This window comes from Nocardia sp. NPDC023852 (assembly GCF_040639505.1).
GTDB lineage: Bacteria > Actinomycetota > Actinomycetes > Mycobacteriales > Mycobacteriaceae > Nocardia.
The window spans coordinates 1-16,150 of the sequence record NZ_JBFAAB010000004.1 but is presented as its reverse complement, the minus strand read 5'-3'; the positions used below and the strand labels follow the sequence as shown (position 1 = coordinate 16,150).

Genomic DNA, 16,150 nt, shown 5'->3' with positions numbered 1-16,150 from the left:
GGTCATCCTTCCGTCAGTGGAAGCAGGATGGTCGCCAGCAGCCGCGGCGTTCGTCCCCCTCCTGGTTCGTTCGCGAGCATGGGTTGCACCAACTGGGCGAAGCCCTGGGCAAAGCGCGCGAATTCAGCGTCGTCCAGGTGTAGCACCACCTGCTGGTAGCCGACACCGTCCGCCACCAGGTCGATGGATTCCCTGGCGAAGTAGCGGGTGAACTCCGACAGCAGACTGCTGACGAATGCTGTGAAGTATCGTGCGTGCTCCTGCGGAGTAGCCGAGGCCAAGGCCTCCGCTGTTGGTGTCACGCCACCTTCCGGCACCGAATACACCCGCTCGGTCGCGCCGCCGACCTTGCGCTCGGCGACCACCTCCAGCATTCCCGCCCCGGCGAGAGTCGAAATATGCCGGTAGAGCGTGGCCTGCGGCACGTCCGGCAACAGGTCGGCCAGGTCGGAGGCCGTTCGGCGGGTACCGGATACAGCGGTCAGGATTCGGATACGCACCGGATGCAGCGCGAGGTCTGCCCAACGTTCCGAGGATGCACCCATGCCGCTATATTATCATTATCGATAACGAGAATGTAGGTCGACTCTCGCTTACCGCACCATCAGTCGCGGACGAAACGGCAATGACCCCGGTACACGGCCACCTGAGTCACGCCCACTCACCACGGTCTCCGCGAACCGCGACACGGCCTCGCGGCGCACGGACCCGCCGACGTGGGATCATCCACATGCCTCGAGCACTGGTCACCGATCCGACTCATCTGGGATTCGGGATATCGCAACCCATGCCCGAGGGTCGGCTACGCCGGCGCGTTCCTGCGGTCGAGGTGGCCTGGCCGACCACCGGTAGCGCGTCGTTATCGCTGTTCTGCGGCCTCGATCGCCAGACTCGTGACGGTGTCGATCGCCTCGACGATCTTCGGTGGGGTGCGCACAGCACCATTGTGGACCAGCTCCTCCATGATCGACTTGACCTGCCGTAAATATGCCGCGCGTTCCGCTGGTGACGCGGCGCCCTCGGCATGCCGCAGCAGCTTGGCTGCCTGCTCGAGCTTGCGCCGGTCCACCGGATCCAGGTAGCTCGTGCCTTCCCGTTTCGCGGAGCGTTCGGCCGTCGCCCAGGCGACTGCGAGGCGGCGCACCGCATCCCGGTATGCCGCTGCGAATTTCGCATCCGCTGGCATCGTCTCGCTACGCAGCGCATTCGCCTCCCTCAGCGCGTGGTGGAAGCCTGCCGTCGCGGGGGCGTGATATCGGTAATGCATGATTGGCCCCTGTTCGATACTCACCTCCCGACCGCGGCAAGATCCCGCCTCACCCGTTCCACGCTTGGTAGATACGAAGGAGTGCTACAGACACCGGCCGACCCACCCAACCGGCACTGAATCCCCAACGGCCCGTCTCCTCGACACCCTCCCAGGTCAGCCCCCTACTATTCCGCCGACAACACCACGGCGGCAGCACCGTCGACACCGTTTCGGCACCAAGCCGTGGGGAAAGTGGTGGGGAAGGGTCAAAAGAAACAGGTCAGGCCCGGTGCGAGACCGGGCCTGACCTAGGGTTCTACGTGGACCTTGGGGGACCTTACTACAACACGAACATGCAGGTAGAAGCGCTGGAGCAGTTGCTGGCGGCGCTGCCCGACCCCGACGGACCGGCCCCTGCACCGACCAAACGGCCTAGTCCAGCCCGGCCCCACCGACTCCAACGACGCCTCACCACCAACCAGCGCGCCGAGATCGCTGCCGCATACGATGCCGGAGCCTCCACCAAACAGCTCGCCATCCAGTGGCAACTCGCCAAAGCCAGCATCCTCTCCATCCTGCGCGACGCGGGTACCCACATCCGGAAGCAACGGCGACTCAGCGAAGACGAAATCGACCACGCCGTCACCAGCTACCAGCACGGCGAGTCGCTGAACCGCATCAGCGACCGGTTGAACGTCGCCCACACCACCGTTCGGTCGGCACTCGAACGCCGCGGAATCCCAAGGCGTGATAGCCACGGCCGGTCCCGGTGACCGTGCCGGTAGCAGAACAAAATTCGGATATCCGCTGGCTCGCTTATGTCCCCACTCCGGCAGCCAGGTCACCTGCTTGTTGTCAGCCAGCGCTGGGGATTTAGGACCGTCCCCCGAAGACGGTGATGTCGTCCAATGCGTCTTCAACGCGACCACCGATGATCGGGTCGTTGACGAGTTCGCGTAGCGCAGGAACGACGCGGTCGGTGTCGATGGCCCTGTGAATACGCACGATGTGTCCCAGGGCCGTCACCGCACCGGAGCGAACATTGGGGTCCGGATTCTCGAGCAAGGCGAGCGCGCGGTCGGTGACCCATCCGCCATCAGGGTCGTGAAGAGCCAACCGCAGTATGGCCTGCGAAACCGCCAGGTTGTCGCCCGAATCGAGCATCGCGATCGCCTCGTTCCGGCCGATCGGTTCGAGGCTTTGGTACGTACTCACAGCGGCTTGCCCTTCCTGTTCACCACGCCCGCCTTGATCAGGGCGTTCTGCATCTCCTGTGTCAGCTCGTCCCATGCACGTTTGTGGCCATGGAAGATCCCCGATTCCGGATACGTCTCATCGAACACGTCGAACTCCCCAGTTTCGGAGTCATAGCCTACGCGGCGGGAGGAGGTGGGCTTGATCTGTACAGACTTGTCCAGTGTCTCCTGCGGATGCGTCGGCTCCGGCGCAGCGTTACCTCGTTGCTCTGGACCATGTTTCGGAGAAGGCTCGAAGGTCAGCTTCTTCTCTTCACCATCAATTGCGACCTTCAATGCGATGATCGCCGCGAGCTTGGCGAGGGACTCGGTGAAATCGGGGACCTTGCCGAAGGCGTCGATAACGCCGACGGCGACGCTCGCGGCCAGCGTGATCTCGAGGATCTGGAAGAGACGTTTCGTCGCGTAGAGGCCGCGCAGGGTCGCGATCGTGTCCTCGACCGCGAGTGCGACACCACCGCCGGCGGCAGCGATACTCCCGCCGAAGCTGAAGATCGCACCAACGATGGCGCCGGTGACCAAGAGCCCGACAGCCCAGGCGAAGGTCGTCATCGCCGTCTTGATGCCGTCACCGACTTCGACTGTCGAGCTGTGATAGTCCGCGACCTGGGCGGCGACGTTGGTGGACGCGGAGACCAGGAGGTCGGCGCTGAATTTCAGCGTGCCGAAGTGTTCCTGGATGATCGTGCGGTTCTCGGTGGCGTCCATGTTGTCGAACAACGCGGAGATCGTGGCGATCTTCGCGGGTGCGCCGGTGATGGTGGCGTGGGTGGAGAAGGTCTTCCACGTGGTGGCGGCCTTCGACAGCTTGTCGACGTCGCCGTTGGGAAGTTTCTCGAAGGTGCCGACGATCTTCGAGGTGAGTTCGTTGAAGAATTCCTCGACGCCACCGTTGTGTTTGACGCCGTCGCCGTTGTCATGAACGGAGGTCGGGATGGTGACCTTGTACTCGGATACCTGTTGCAGGGGCGGGCTTTCAGGGTTGGCGTTGTCGGCGTTCCCGTACTTGTACCCGTTGGCGTAGAGAATGTTGCCGAGATTGGTGAGCGCATCGGCCAGGTCGGTGCAGGTCTGCATCGTGTCCCGGGCGTAACGGTCGTACGCCTCGCCCCACTGTTTGCAGCCGGGAGCGTCACCGGCCATACCTGCGCACTCGCCTTTGACCGCGTCGTGCACGGGTTTATCGGCGTGCCGCAGCTCGCTGGCGAGGTCGTGGCATTGTTTGGCGGCCTCATAGTAGGTCCGCCAGTTGACCTTCACCGCTCATCCCCCTCGGGGCATCTCCAAGTTTTCCTCGACCGCGGTCGTGTAGCCGGTGTGTGCCTTGCGCGCCACCTTGCTGATATCGCGGGCACCTTCGGCGAATTCTCTTGCCCCGGCCGCCCATTCACGATGAGCGTCCGAATATGCCTGCGCGGCAATACCGTCGCAACCCGTTCCCGCCAAGGTCGCGACCTTGACGTCGATCGCATCGAGATGTTCGGCGATAACGCTGGCGAGGGCGGACAGACGGATCGCGACCTCATCCAGGTGGTCCAGGTCGACCTCGAACTCCTCTGAACTCATGGCAGGTCCAAGCTCGACGTACTCGCGATGTAGAGCACTTCCGCGTTGCTGCCGTCGAGGTTTTTCATACGTTGAGGCTGTGACCCCGAGCTTTTCGGCCAACCCGGCCAGCGCGGTGATGATCTGGACGCCGCCGTCGCGGATGTCGTTCCTGAGGTTCCCCCGCTTAGCCGGAGAGCGAATTATCTGGTTCCGACTGGAACCGGTTGATGGTAGCTGGCTTCGATGAAGAAGATGGCCATACGGCCACCGGACGACGAGTTGTGCATGAAATGGCTGAACTGCACGTCCTCGGTCTTGATCGTCACGCCGACTTCTTCGTCTGCCTCACGGATGAGCGCGGTGACGACGGATTCGCCAGCTTCCAGGTGGCCGGCGGGCAAGTGCCATGCGCCATCTTCGAACCCGGTGTTATCGCGCTGCCCAAAGAGCACGGTGTTGCCGCGCCGCAGCACCAGGTGGACGTCACCAGTCACCGTGTGCCGCTGTGGCTTTGCTTGCGGGATGGTTTCAGTTGCGGAACTACTCATAAGTGCTTTCCTTTCGCTTAGTTGTTGTCGTAGATGCCGCGCACGGCGGCTGAAGCTCGTGAAGCGCCCCGAGCCTAATGCGCGGCCAGCTTGCCGAATATGCGCCGAACGCATACCCGGCAGGGCAACCGCTGGCATAGAACCGTTCGGCAGCCCGGACCAGGCTTGACCGTGGGACCGCCCGTAGCGGCCCGGTCGCCAAGGGAAGGAACCGGGAGATGACGGAAGACCTGCGGCACATCCACATTGAGTCTGGCGCACTGCAGCTGGAGACGAACCTGGTCGAGCTAGCCGAGGACGGCGCATTGCCAGCCGGGAGGCTCCGGACTCGGATTACAGAGATCCAGCGAGAACGGAACAAGCTACAGGCAGAGCTGAGTCAGGTGATCGACAGTCTGGATGCAGGGTCGGAGTACATCAACGCCTGCCTGGAACTGCTCCGCGGTCCGTACGAGATGTACAACGAGCGAGCGACAAGGTCCGCAGGCGGCTGAACCAGGCAATCTTCGAACGGATCCTCGTGTTCAATGAGGAAATCACCGGACACGAGTTGCAACCGGCACGTAGCGGAGCTGCATGCGATCCAGGCCGAGGTTGCAGCGGTCCAGCGTGGAGAGGAACCAGAAGTCGCCGCCCCGATCGCGCGAAGTGTACTGACGCGGCATATGCCGGAAACAGAACTCGCCACCCGTAAGGGTGGCGAGTCTCTGAAATTGGCTGAAGCCCTGACTTGCGGTTTTTCTTTACGCCAGGGTTTTGATAAAGCCCTTTTGGTGGAGCTAAGGGGACTCGAACCCCTGACCCCCACAAAGAGGTTCATGAGACTAGTCGGGCCGGCGAGGCATCAATGTTCGGGACCGACACCAACAATCGCCCCCCCTTGTCGGGCAGCCATTCGGCCCATGTATTTCGGCGGACCAAATAGAGGGCGGAGTCGGTGCCGCGGTTCTCGGATCGCCGGTGCCCGGGCTGGGGATATCGCTTATCGCCGGGCGTAGGGCGAGGCTGGGCGGCGGCACCAATGTATTGAGCCGCCGTCCTCCGACGGGCGCGCTGGTGGTGAGCTGGGGCACCCGCCAACGTCCTGTATTTCCGCGACCCGGGCGTTCTGAGCTGGTCACCCCGCCTGGTCAGGCGAATTCGGGCGCGTGGTCACGCACCCAGTCCCGATAGGTGCGGCCCGGCGCACCCGTGAGCGCGGTGACGGTCGGGATGACCGACTCCGGCCGCGCGGTGATCTCATCCATGCCCGCCATCATGGCGTCCACCTCGCCCGGCGGCAGCCAGCCGAGCAGCCGCGCGCGCGCCTGCTCCGTCGGCAACTTCTCGAAACGCACGGGCCGCCCGAGCACCTCGGCGATAATCGCTACGCGTTCCGGCGCGGTCAGCACTTCGGGTCCGGTCAGCTCATAGTAGGCACCGCGATGCCCGGCCTCGGTGAGCGTCCGCACCCCGACAGCCGCGATATCGGCTTCATGGATCACCGATCTGGCCCAGGCTTCGTACTGCTCCCGCACCACACCGTCCGCGCGGATGCTCTCGGCCCAGCCGAGATCGTTGCCCGCGAATCCACCGGCCCGCAAGAACGTGTAATCGACCCCCGACTCCACGATGAGGCGCTCGAGGAGCCCATGCGATCCGAGCACCGAATCCGCGGACTCGTCGGCGCCCATGGCCGACAGATAGACGATATGCCCGGCTCGGGTGGCCAGTCGTCGCACCACTGCGGGCGCGGCGTCGTCGGCGAACAGTGTCGGCCAGACCAGGAACACGGAATCGATACCCGTCAGGGCATGGTCGAGACTGCCTGGATCGGCGAGGTCGCCGCGGACCACCTCGACCTGCTCCGGCAGTGCCGCCCGCTCCGGATCGCGCACCAGCGCCCGTACTTCCCCTCCCGAATCGACCAGCTGCCGGACAACCTGTCCGCCGACTTTTCCTGTTGCACCAGTTACCAGAATCATGAGCACCATCTTGATACCTAAACCATTATTTAGGTCAAGTGGCGGGTTCGCCCGGCGTCGAGACGGAGCTGGAGCGCTCGCGAGAATATTCACCGATCGGCACGGTGGTCGGTGACCAGCCGGACAGCCTTGGCCTTGGCCGCTTCGTCGTACTTCGCAGGCATGGTCTGCCCATCCTTGTACGCTGAAAATGCTCGACTGCAACAGGTTTCGCATACTTCTGCTTCGGCGAGGCAGCAAGGTTGCACGCGGTATTCGGAGCAACTAACTGCAGGCCAGTCCGGACACGCGGCTGTGCGAACGGCGGGGGTTCACCGTTGACGCTGTGGGCCGGTCGACATCTTCATGCGGGGGCGGAGCCCGCGCTTACATCGGCTCGGGACCGCCCCCAAAGCTGGTTAGCCTCATCGACGACCTCGACCACGGCCGGACACCGGCAATTGCCCGAATCGGGACGGCTGAACACACTCCAGCACCTGCTGTGCCCATGTCAGCTTCATTGCTGCCGGGTCGAACCCAGGCGTGGAGCGCGCATTCGATCACGACCACCTGCGTGCGCCTTCGACGCACTCGGGCCGTCGGAATCCCATGGACGACCGGTGAACTCACTCGGCGCGACCCGCAACCCCATGGCGCGAACAAACCATGGAGGATGCGCGATCCTTGGAATCGGGACCGCGTGGCTCAGTCTCCGCTGAACCAAAGGTACCCGCGTTGCCGGATCGCGGATTCGGCGGCGGCGCGTAAGACGGTGAACAGTTCGCGCTCGCTGTCGTTCTCGGGCGTCAAGGACGCAATTTCGTCGATAAAGAAATTGAGCTGGGTAGTGTTGAACATCGTATCTGCGTGTTTGTTTATACCCCGCGTCAGTGAACCTATCGACGCCTGCGAGATCACCTCATCGAGGGTCTGTGATGCATATCCGGCAACTTCCGCAACTTGTTCATGGATTTGGTTCTGAATAAATACCGAAATTCCCACTGATTCTCCTTAAGGGATCGGATACATGGTGATGACGCCGCCGAATCGATCGCTTACCACCTTGTAGCGGCTGGTCGCGGCGCCACCGAGTTCTTTCGACACGTTTCCAATTATGTCGGGAGCGGTTATTTCACGTTCCGCTCAAAACTTCGTTAGCATGGATCACATTGAACTCTGGTCGGCCGACAAGCCCGGCAATTGCCTTCAGGCCGGGGCTGGTTGATCGGCGAACGAAATTCCAGTCCCCGATGAGATACAGCCTGCGTTTCGCTCGGGTGATGGCGACGTTGAGAAGTCTGGCTGCCGAGACCTGGCGTTCGTCCCCGGCAAGATCGGCTAGTGCTGCCCAGCGGGGACGATGGGCATCTTGCATGAGGTCGACGATGACGGTGTCGAATTGCCGTCCTTGGAAGAGGTGAGAGGTGCCGCACGACATGTCGAGTCCGCGGTCACGTGCGAGGTCGGTAGCGCGCTCGGCGTGCGCCCGATAGGGGCAGACCATCCCGATGGTGTTGGTGCCGCGCCGTTGGTAGACCGGCTCGAGCAGGCGGAGGCCGAGTGGGTGGAGCCAGGACGATTCGCCGTTGCTTCGCAGTCCCTGGTCGGGATGGTCGGAGGTGTCGATGAAAGTGACGACGGGATTGTCGACTCTTCCAGTCCAGCTGGTGAGGAGGAGCCCGTCGTAGCAGAACTGGTTGACGATGTCGGCGATCACGGGTGGGTACCGGAACTGGGTGCGCAAAGCGATACATCGAGGGTGGGATTCGGCGGTGGCTCGGTCGCTGATACCGAGGAGGCCGAAAATGTCGGCGCGCTGCCACGGAAGCAGTTGCTGCTGCTCTTCGGTGATCGCGTCGTCGGTGTCGGTAATCGGGGCGTTCTGAAGGAAATCGCCGACATAGGCCAGGCAGCGGTCGGCCTTGGATCCGGCGTAGATCAGTTGCCCGATCTGCGCGGAGGCAGCCTCATCGATGATGACAGTGTCGAATCGACGGTTGACCAGTTCCTCACCGATGGTAAGCGCGGTCAACGTGCAGGCGATGACAGGCGCGGACTCCAGTAGCTGACGTTTGGTGCCGGCGTACTCGTCATCGAGGCGCCTCTTGTCCTTATCGAGCTCTTTTAGCTGGTCATCGAGACGCCCGACCAGGTCGTTCAGTTCGTCACGTTCGCTTTCCAAGGCGGCGATGCCCTGCCGTTCGGCCTCGGCGATGACCTCCTCGTAGTTCCCGACCGCGTCGACCGACGCCTTGACCTGCGTCATCTCGTCGCCCAGACGCGTCATGGCCTGCTCGAGCTGGTTCTGCAGTTCAGTCAGTTCCTCGACCTGTCGCCGCAGCGAATTGGCCTGGTGTAAGGCACGAGAGGCGACCGCGATGGGCTCATTGAACTCCTCGACCGCCTTTTGGGCGGCTGCTCGTTGGGCGCGAATCTCGTCGAGCTCTGTTTCGCTGTCGACGATTCGCTTTCCCATCCTGCTCACAGCGGTGAGCGTGCTGTCGAACTGTTCGTCCAGCTCCCCGCTCGATCCCTGTACCTGGCGCGACAGTCTCGCGAGATCGCTCCTGAGCGCATCCCGCACACCAACCAGCTCGCTGACCTTCGCTTCCTGGTCATTGATTCGGGAGTCGATCCGCCCGACACCTTCTCGGGACTCGACCTGTTGAATCCGCAGGCCGGGCAACTTGTTTGCGCCCTTCTGATGCTCAGCAGCCATGGCGGTGATATCCCGGATCTGTTGCTGGCGCTCGACCAGCTCGACGTTCTGTGCCAGGTACTGAACTTCGAGTTCTTTGTGTTGAATGGCCTGGCCGCGAGCGGCGTAGGCCCTTTTGATCAACTCCAGGTCGGTCTCGGCGAGGCGGTTGATCACCGAATCCAGCTGACGGCGTGCCTGGTGATTCCGGTTCACTTGCTGCTGCTCGAGAATCTCCTTCAGCCGCGCCTCACGGTCGGTGAGGGCCGCTGCGGCCTTGTCCAGCATCAACCACTGGTGCGCAACGACTTCCGGATCGATCTTCTCGTGGTTGCCGACCCGTACGACAGCCCCCGCCTCGTCTACGACTCCGGTGAGGTCTTTGACAACGTTGTCCACCGCGACGTGGGTATGGGAGGCGATCAGAACCGACCGGCCCATCGCAAGCGCCTCCTCCACCGCCTTCACGATGACTGTCGTCTTGCCCGTGCCCGGCGGCCCCCAAACCAACCAACCCCCACCGGCTGTCATCGCGGAAAATGCCTGTGCCTGTTCTGGATTCAATCCGTCGACGGCGGGAACGTATCCTAGTGTGCGTTGGCTCCACATGTCTGCCACTCGAGGCGCCCGGGTCGCTTTGCCTAGGCATGCCTGCAACTGGCGCAGCAGCCCCAAGTCCTGGGTATCGAGGTACAGGAGACGCACACGCCGAACGGAACCAAGCTCAGCGCGTGTCCGCGCGGTCACCTTGACCACCACTCGGCGAGCCTTGGGTGGGTATTTCAGAAATACCGGGTGCCGTCGTCTGGCCGAACCGCCCGCAGTGTCAGCATCCACGAGGAAGAACATCTGCTCTGACCAGCCCGCCCTCGGCTGAGGCACGGTGTCGACGGCCAACCATGGTTTGGACGGCAGTTCCAGCGCCGAGTTCGACACCGCCTTCAACGGCACAATCTGCTGTTGACGCTCGATCAACGCCTCGACACCCGCCAACGACTTCTGCTTGACCCAGTTCCACGTGTCCTCACACCCGGCAGGTGGCACTTGCCCACGCGCGCCACCGTTTTCGATGCCCGGCAGCTCCGTCGGCGGCACATCGAGGGCACGGACCCCGAGCTCGGCGGAGCGCGATTGACGTCGTACGACCGGGCCGCGGGGCTTCTCGTTCGCTCGCTGGGAGCCTTGGTGTCCGGCTCGCTGCCACCAGAAGGAGGCTTCGGCGATCTGTCCACGGGCGCGGTGCCGGATGGCGAGGTTGTGCATCGCGTCGGCGTGGCCAGCTTTAGCAGCGCGCTGGTACCAAGCGAGGGCGGCGTCGAAGTAGCGGGTTTTGTCGAGCATGATGGCGAGGTTGTACATGGCGTCGGTGTTGCCTGCCTCCGCTGCTTGGACCCACCAGCGTTGGGCGTCGCCGTCGTGCGCAGTGTGGAGAAGATTCGCCAGGTTGCCCATAGCGTCGGCGTTGCCTCGCTCGGCGGCCTGCCGGTACCAGCCGTGCGCGTCGCGGAGTTTCCCTCGCTCATGGAGCAGGTTGGCAAGGTTGTTCATCGCGCCGACGTGCCCTTGCATGGCGGCGCGGAGCCACGAATCTTCCGCAGCGACGAGATCGCCTTGGTCGGCGAAACGCAGGCCGTCCTCGAATAGCGCCTCGGTGTCGGCGTTGGGAGTTGCGTGTGGGTCGACCATCGGCACGACCGACGCATTGTCGCTGGGGACTGGCCGGACGCCGAATGGGGTGAACAAGCGCAGAACACCGGCGCTATTGACGCTTCGCCGCTGCGGGCCGGGATGGCCTTTACTCACCAGGATTCTCTCGACGTTCTGGTAGAGCTCATCGAGGGTCAGGCCCGGTATGGCGGCAGCCTCGAGTAGTGCCGCGGTGAAGGCGGTGTGGCGGTGACCTCCTGGCGCGAGCGAGGGTTCGTTCCTGGAGGAGGATGTGATGGTGTAGGTGCCGTGAATGTCGATTTGGCCGTCGACAAGCGTGGATGCCGAGCTCATGGATTCGAAAGCCCGCCCCGAGAAGCAGCAGTCTAGGATCAGGATCCGAGCACGGGCGCGGCTGGCGGCGAGTTCTTCGCGCAGTCTATCGAAAGGTATTGAACTCCAATTTATTTGATTGGGCTCGCTGTTGGGTAGGGCCAGGTGCAGTCGTCCCTTCCGGTCGAGCACGCCATGTCCGGTGTAGTACAGCAGCATGACATCGCGCGCGTCCTGCGCGGCACCATGGACTGCGGTTCCCACCTGCGTGCTCTCACCGGGGTTGACGAGGGGCGTGCAGTGGTCAACAGCAAGCGCGGCGCCAGCAGGCGCCCGGAGGAGTTGGAGTAGGTCCGCGACGTTGGTGGCGGCGGCCGGAATGTCAGGAAGATCGGGATGGGTGTAGCTGCTCACCCCAATCAACACGGCGCGCCAACCGCTGCGATCCGGCGCTAGGGTCACTGAGCGTTGTCCGCCTGTCCCAGCATCGTCTGCAGCGCCTGGGTGACTTCCGGTGTTTTGATGCGTTTGGCGTCGAGGGTGATCTCGGTCTGATCGTCACGCTTGACCGTGATGCTGATGTCGGAACGTCGAACCGTGAACCAGGAGGTCAGCGACCGGGCGAGCGCGGGCGCGATACCGCCCGCACCGACAGCGACAACGAGCACATCGTAGAGATCGCCCATCTGCCCGGGGCGAATCTGGTTCGAGGGCAGGCTCACCCGGCCGCGCAGCTCGTCATCGTCGTTGAACCACTCCAGAAGCTGGAAGAGCTCGTCGGCGTCGCCGTCCACGCGAATTGTCAACTGCCCGTCAGATTCCAACATGCCACCCGTTCCTCCCGTACCGGTCCACCACCCCTGGGGCGACCTGATGAGATCGAAGTTGTCACAAAAGTCTTTGTCGCGCAATCATTTCGGGTTAACCTCGCGGGCGGCTGCGAGACTCTGACGATACTCAACGGCCTCAGCGAGCTCGTCGAACTGCACGAGCCGGCCGGTCAGGGTCTGCAGGTGTTCGCGAACCTCTGCGGGAGTGGCGTAGAAGAACTCGCGGCGGTTGTTGACCCTGTTCACCCGCTTGTCCGCCAGTCGCCGATGCATCTCATCCTCGATGCCGACCGCGTCGTCGTCGAAGAACATGGCGTGCACGTCGTACTTGAACGGCACCGACGTGTTGCCCAATTCGCGGATCCGATCCCACGGATCGAACCGGCGAGTCAAACCGATCATGACCACGCCTTCGCCGAACGCCCCAATATTGGAGATGACGTACACGTAGCCGGCCCGAATGTTGTCCGCACGATTCACCACGCTGGCGATGGCACGCTCCAACGCCTCCAACTTCTCCCGCAAGTCGGCTACATCGGAGGTGTCCTTGCCGGCGGCCTCCAGCGCGGCGAGATCTCCACGGTATTGCTCTTGCTGCTTTTCGAGTCTCGCTCGTTCACGAGCAAGCTCCTCATGGGCTCGACGCTCCTCCCGTAGCCGATCACGCTGCTCGCGTTCGTATTCCTTCTGGCGGGCGAGCACCTCGAGATGATCCGCGGTCATCGTCAACTCGCGACAGCGGAGCTCGTGATAGGGCGGGGCCACACGGATCTGCATCGTCTTGCCGAGCCGCTCGATAGTGGAAGCGATCTTGTTGAGGCGCTCCAGCGCGGTGGGCAACTTGTACGGCTTGAGAGCCCGGACAAGATTGTCGGCCTCCGCGTTGTAAGCGCGCAGCATCAGCTTCGAGTACTCGCGAACCATCTTCCGGCCCTCTGTGACAGACCCGTTCACCGTCCACGTTGTCGACGCCTCGATCGCGCCGCCGTCCCGGCGCGCCACCTCCTTGATCAGACCCTGTAGCTGTTTGAGCGTGTCACGGTAAGCAACCGCATCCGACAGAGGATGGCGGTATTGATAGATGCCAATCTCTTGAAGCACCTGCTCATCTCGAGTGTGGATCACCTCGTTGCGCAGGCTGTCCAGAAGTACCTGCTGGTCGGTGACCTGTGCTGCGAGCTGGTCACGCAGGTGCTGCAGCTCGGCGACCTCAAGCCCTCCGAGCTGCTCCAAATGTTCTCGTAACCTTTGGTTGTCAGCGAGCGCCTCGGCCAGGTCCTGCGATTGCTTTCTCGCGTGCGCACGGGCTCCGAACAGCGGGACCCTCGCCGACTGTGCGACACCATGCTGATTCTGATTGCTGGCAGGGACGGGCACACGGTCGCCGGTCCAGACCATACCGTTCCAATACCTCAGAAAACCCTCGTCCTGAGGGTCGGGATACCAGTTCGGTGGCACAGTACTCATGATCCCCCTTGTCACAGCCGCTGCTTCGAGGATGCCAGGACACGCCGGGTGCTGGAGGCTAAACGAGAACGCTCGGTCCCGAGTTGCCCGCGATATCACCAGAAGCAAACATGCGACCGGCCCGAGCACCTCAGTAAATCTCCTCCGGCACCTACCAATCCAGCCAGGGCCACGCCCTCGCGCTGGTTGATCTGAAGTCCGGCTTCGTCCACGCTTGGCTCGCCGAACCCCACAGCCCCATCGCCGGCGGGCGTTACCACAACCTCGAATTCGACCCCGACGGGCAGATCCTGGCCGTCACCCGCTGCTACGAGCTCGCCACCGGCGCACGCGAAGATGCCAATACCACCGCACGAGTGTGCTTCTCAGGGCGAGCGCGGTGCATTCACCGCCGGAGGCGGTAGGGCCGGTCGCGTAACGGAGGCCGCATGGGTGCTGAAGGCTTCAACCACGAAGTCATAGCGTTCGAAGTCGGCCGATGCGCGATAGTCACGTCCTAAACGCTCTTGCACCCCCGAAATCGCCTCGATGGACGACGCGACAATGTTCGGCCCTGTGTTCCACAGCCTCGGATTCGCCGAGGCGATCAAGCGCGAACTACTCACCGACTACCGAGCCGTCGTCATCGGCGTGAACGACACCACCTACCCAGAATGGCCCGGTCCGGTCGCATCGTCACGATCGACGGCACCGAGATCACCGATGCACGCAGCCTGGCCGGACAAATCGGTATCGCCAAAGCCATGCACCGCTACAACTTGCGCCGCACCATTACGTTCCACTCCCGAGTACGTCGTGCACGACAGTTCGCCCGCTCATTACCCGATGTCGTGGCATGGATGCCGAAAGTCCAACGACTCATAGGCATCTTATGGCCCCGGCACGTATCGGGCGAAATGCCCACCGGACGCCGCTACGCGCTGATGAAACACCTGGGCACACCCGATTGCCGTGAACGGGCGCTGCTCCCCAACGCGCGACGCCTCGCCGAGGGAGTCGACATCCCAGCGCTCGATAGCGTCGCCTTCGTCGACCCACACCAAGCCGAGATCGATATCGTGCAAGCAGTCGGCGGGCGATCCGACGGGCCGACGACAAAACCTTCGGCACAATTGCCATCCCAATCTTTGTCGACCCGGACCAAGACGCCACCGTCGCCCTAGACAGCTCCGCGTTCAAAGTAGTATGGAACGTCATCCGGGCCCTTCGGGCCCACGACGATGAACTCGCGGAAACACTCGACACACTGCGGCAGGAAATAGGCCACAGCGGAAACTCTCCGCGCCTCCCCACCAAGATCATTATCGACTTGCCCGTGCAAGTCGACAGCGATTTCGCCCGCGCTATTCGACGTGCGTCTGATCGAACAGGAAACAGCAGCGTGGGAGTTCTGGTTCGGGCTGCTGAGGCAGTAAATCGATCAACATGGCCACGCTCGCGTCCCACCATCATGCACCATCGACGACTACAAGCTCGGACGATGGGTTGTCGCGCAACGCAGGGCCCTGGGCAAGGGCGAACTCGACCCCGAGCGCGAAAGCCGACTCGACATCCTTCCCGGCTGGACCTGCGACCCGTTCACGGACCAGTGGGAGGAGGGCTTCCGTTCTGCACTCACCTATGTTGATCGCAACGGCGACGCCCGCATCCCGCAACAATGCATCATTGACGGCTTCCAACTCGGCTGGTGGGCCAGCGCAACACAGCAACCATGCCCAAGGCATCCTGCCATCTCCCTACCGACAAAGGCTCCAAAACCTCCCCGGCTGGAGCTGGCACCTCAAAGCAGACCAGTGGCCGGACATACTCCAATAAAACAATCAAAGCACCCCGCCGAGACCGGCTCGAAACCGTGATCGGCTGGACATGGGAAGCCCGAGTAGACAAATGGGAAACAGCATTCAACCACCTCCTCGAATTCGTCGAACTCACCAACATGCCTGCGTCCCGAACTCTTATCGCATCAATAGTTATCAGGTCGGGGCATGGGTCGAAAGGCAACGCAGATTATTTCGAGACGGCAAACTCGACCTTGACAGGAAAGAACGACTCGAAGCGCTGCCCGGCTGGACGTGGGACCCGTCGACCGACAAATGGGATGAGGGATTCCGCTACCTCCGTGACTACATCAAAAAGAATGGCAACGCCCGCGTCCCCTCCACCCACGTCACCGACGACGGCTACGCACTCGGCCGATGGGTCACGAAACAACGCAGGAGGTACGCCAGCGACGAACTGGAAGTAGATCGCCAGTACAGACTTCTCAAACTTCCCGGTTGGGCGTGGAAGGCCAGACGAGCCTGAAGGCAAACCCTCGAACACGTCAGACGGAATCTGCTAGACATGCAGCACAGGTTCTGCTGCCATGCGTCTCCGCCACCGATGAACCGGCCAGTGCGATCCCGGCGCAGAAATCGCCGAAGTGGCGGTTCATGTAGAGCTCCACTCCGATCGCATCCGCGCCGAACTTGTTGCCCACAAGTTCAGACTCAGTGGCGCCAGCAGGCACGGCTGCCACCACACTTCGCGCTGCATTCGGTGCGGGCTCAGGCGGTCAACGCAACACCTCTTCGAGTGCTTCTGATGGTGTGCGGAATCCGAGAGTTTGTCGAGGGCGCCCGTTGAGTTCGT

17 protein-coding genes are annotated in these 16,150 nt (G+C 62.7%); 5 read left to right on the top strand and 12 right to left on the bottom strand.

Annotated features, from left to right (window positions below; genetic code table 11):
* Positions 1 to 2: 2 nt before the first annotated feature.
* Together AB0H00_RS09555 and AB0H00_RS09550 are read right to left on the bottom strand one after the other, a co-directional pair.
* The gene (locus AB0H00_RS09555; RefSeq protein WP_357263540.1) at positions 3 to 545 is read right to left on the bottom strand and encodes a helix-turn-helix domain-containing protein; all 543 of its coding nucleotides are present in this window, start codon (positions 543 to 545) and stop codon (positions 3 to 5) included.
* A 314-nt stretch (positions 546 to 859) separates the two neighbouring features.
* Positions 860 to 1,267 carry a hypothetical protein gene (locus AB0H00_RS09550; RefSeq protein ID WP_357263537.1) on the bottom strand — a complete coding sequence of 136 codons (408 nt, stop codon included), beginning with the start codon at positions 1,265 to 1,267 and terminating at the stop codon, positions 860 to 862.
* A 335-nt stretch (positions 1,268 to 1,602) separates the two neighbouring features.
* Here AB0H00_RS09550 and AB0H00_RS09545 point away from each other — a divergent pair, with 335 nt between their 5' ends.
* Positions 1,603 to 2,022, top strand: a complete 420-nt coding sequence (locus AB0H00_RS09545; protein WP_357263534.1) for a hypothetical protein — start codon at positions 1,603 to 1,605, stop codon at positions 2,020 to 2,022.
* Between the two features lie 100 nt (positions 2,023 to 2,122).
* On the opposite strand, the gene AB0H00_RS09540 is transcribed toward AB0H00_RS09545, so the two are convergent.
* The 4 genes from AB0H00_RS09540 to AB0H00_RS09525 form a co-directional block, all read right to left on the bottom strand.
* A complete protein-coding gene (locus AB0H00_RS09540) occupies positions 2,123 to 2,464 on the bottom strand; it encodes a HEAT repeat domain-containing protein (RefSeq protein WP_357263532.1) in 342 nt (113 codons plus the stop codon).
* Complete coding sequence (locus AB0H00_RS09535) at positions 2,461 to 3,765, bottom strand: hypothetical protein (protein ID WP_357263529.1); 1,305 nt, start codon at positions 3,763 to 3,765, stop codon at positions 2,461 to 2,463. The genes AB0H00_RS09540 and AB0H00_RS09535 overlap by 4 nt, the downstream gene beginning before the upstream one ends.
* A 3-nt stretch (positions 3,766 to 3,768) precedes the next feature.
* Positions 3,769 to 4,071, bottom strand: a complete 303-nt coding sequence (locus tag AB0H00_RS09530; RefSeq protein WP_357263526.1) for a WXG100 family type VII secretion target — start codon at positions 4,069 to 4,071, stop codon at positions 3,769 to 3,771.
* 182 nt (positions 4,072 to 4,253) lie between these two features.
* Positions 4,254 to 4,601: an NUDIX domain-containing protein gene (locus tag AB0H00_RS09525; RefSeq protein ID WP_357263523.1), complete on the bottom strand. Its 348-nt coding sequence runs from the start codon at positions 4,599 to 4,601 to the stop codon at positions 4,254 to 4,256.
* A 218-nt stretch (positions 4,602 to 4,819) separates the two neighbouring features.
* Here AB0H00_RS09525 and AB0H00_RS09520 point away from each other — a divergent pair, with 218 nt between their 5' ends.
* Entirely contained in the window at positions 4,820 to 5,095 is a 276-nt protein-coding gene (locus tag AB0H00_RS09520) for a hypothetical protein (protein WP_357263520.1), read from the top strand.
* Between the two features lie 636 nt (positions 5,096 to 5,731).
* Here the strand turns inward: AB0H00_RS09520 and AB0H00_RS09515 are convergent.
* From AB0H00_RS09515 to AB0H00_RS09495, 5 genes are all read right to left on the bottom strand, one after another.
* Positions 5,732 to 6,565: an NAD(P)H-binding protein gene (locus AB0H00_RS09515; protein WP_357263517.1), complete on the bottom strand. Its 834-nt coding sequence runs from the start codon at positions 6,563 to 6,565 to the stop codon at positions 5,732 to 5,734.
* A 684-nt stretch (positions 6,566 to 7,249) separates the two neighbouring features.
* Positions 7,250 to 7,546: a hypothetical protein gene (locus AB0H00_RS09510; protein WP_357263514.1), complete on the bottom strand. Its 297-nt coding sequence runs from the start codon at positions 7,544 to 7,546 to the stop codon at positions 7,250 to 7,252.
* Between the two features lie 130 nt (positions 7,547 to 7,676).
* Positions 7,677 to 11,636, bottom strand: a complete 3,960-nt coding sequence (locus tag AB0H00_RS09505) for an AAA domain-containing protein (RefSeq protein ID WP_357263512.1) — start codon at positions 11,634 to 11,636, stop codon at positions 7,677 to 7,679.
* Between the two features lie 44 nt (positions 11,637 to 11,680).
* Entirely contained in the window at positions 11,681 to 12,049 is a 369-nt protein-coding gene (locus AB0H00_RS09500) for a hypothetical protein (protein ID WP_357263509.1), read from the bottom strand.
* Between the two features lie 84 nt (positions 12,050 to 12,133).
* On the bottom strand, positions 12,134 to 13,519 hold the full coding sequence (locus tag AB0H00_RS09495) for a DUF4041 domain-containing protein (RefSeq protein WP_357263506.1): 1,386 nt from the start codon (positions 13,517 to 13,519) through the stop codon (positions 12,134 to 12,136).
* Positions 13,520 to 14,172: 653 nt separating this feature from the next.
* Between AB0H00_RS09495 and AB0H00_RS09490 the strand changes: the two genes are divergently transcribed.
* From AB0H00_RS09490 to AB0H00_RS09480, 3 genes are all read left to right on the top strand, one after another.
* A complete protein-coding gene (locus AB0H00_RS09490; RefSeq protein ID WP_357263503.1) occupies positions 14,173 to 14,682 on the top strand; it encodes a hypothetical protein in 510 nt (169 codons plus the stop codon).
* Positions 14,683 to 14,934: 252 nt separating this feature from the next.
* Positions 14,935 to 15,375: a helicase associated domain-containing protein gene (locus AB0H00_RS09485; RefSeq protein WP_357264348.1), complete on the top strand. Its 441-nt coding sequence runs from the start codon at positions 14,935 to 14,937 to the stop codon at positions 15,373 to 15,375.
* Positions 15,376 to 15,406: 31 nt separating this feature from the next.
* Entirely contained in the window at positions 15,407 to 15,823 is a 417-nt protein-coding gene (locus tag AB0H00_RS09480; RefSeq protein WP_357263500.1) for a helicase associated domain-containing protein, read from the top strand.
* A 19-nt stretch (positions 15,824 to 15,842) separates the two neighbouring features.
* Here the strand turns inward: AB0H00_RS09480 and AB0H00_RS09475 are convergent, their stop codons facing one another.
* A complete protein-coding gene (locus AB0H00_RS09475) occupies positions 15,843 to 15,998 on the bottom strand; it encodes a hypothetical protein (RefSeq protein ID WP_357263497.1) in 156 nt (51 codons plus the stop codon).
* Positions 15,999 to 16,150 lie beyond the last annotated feature (152 nt).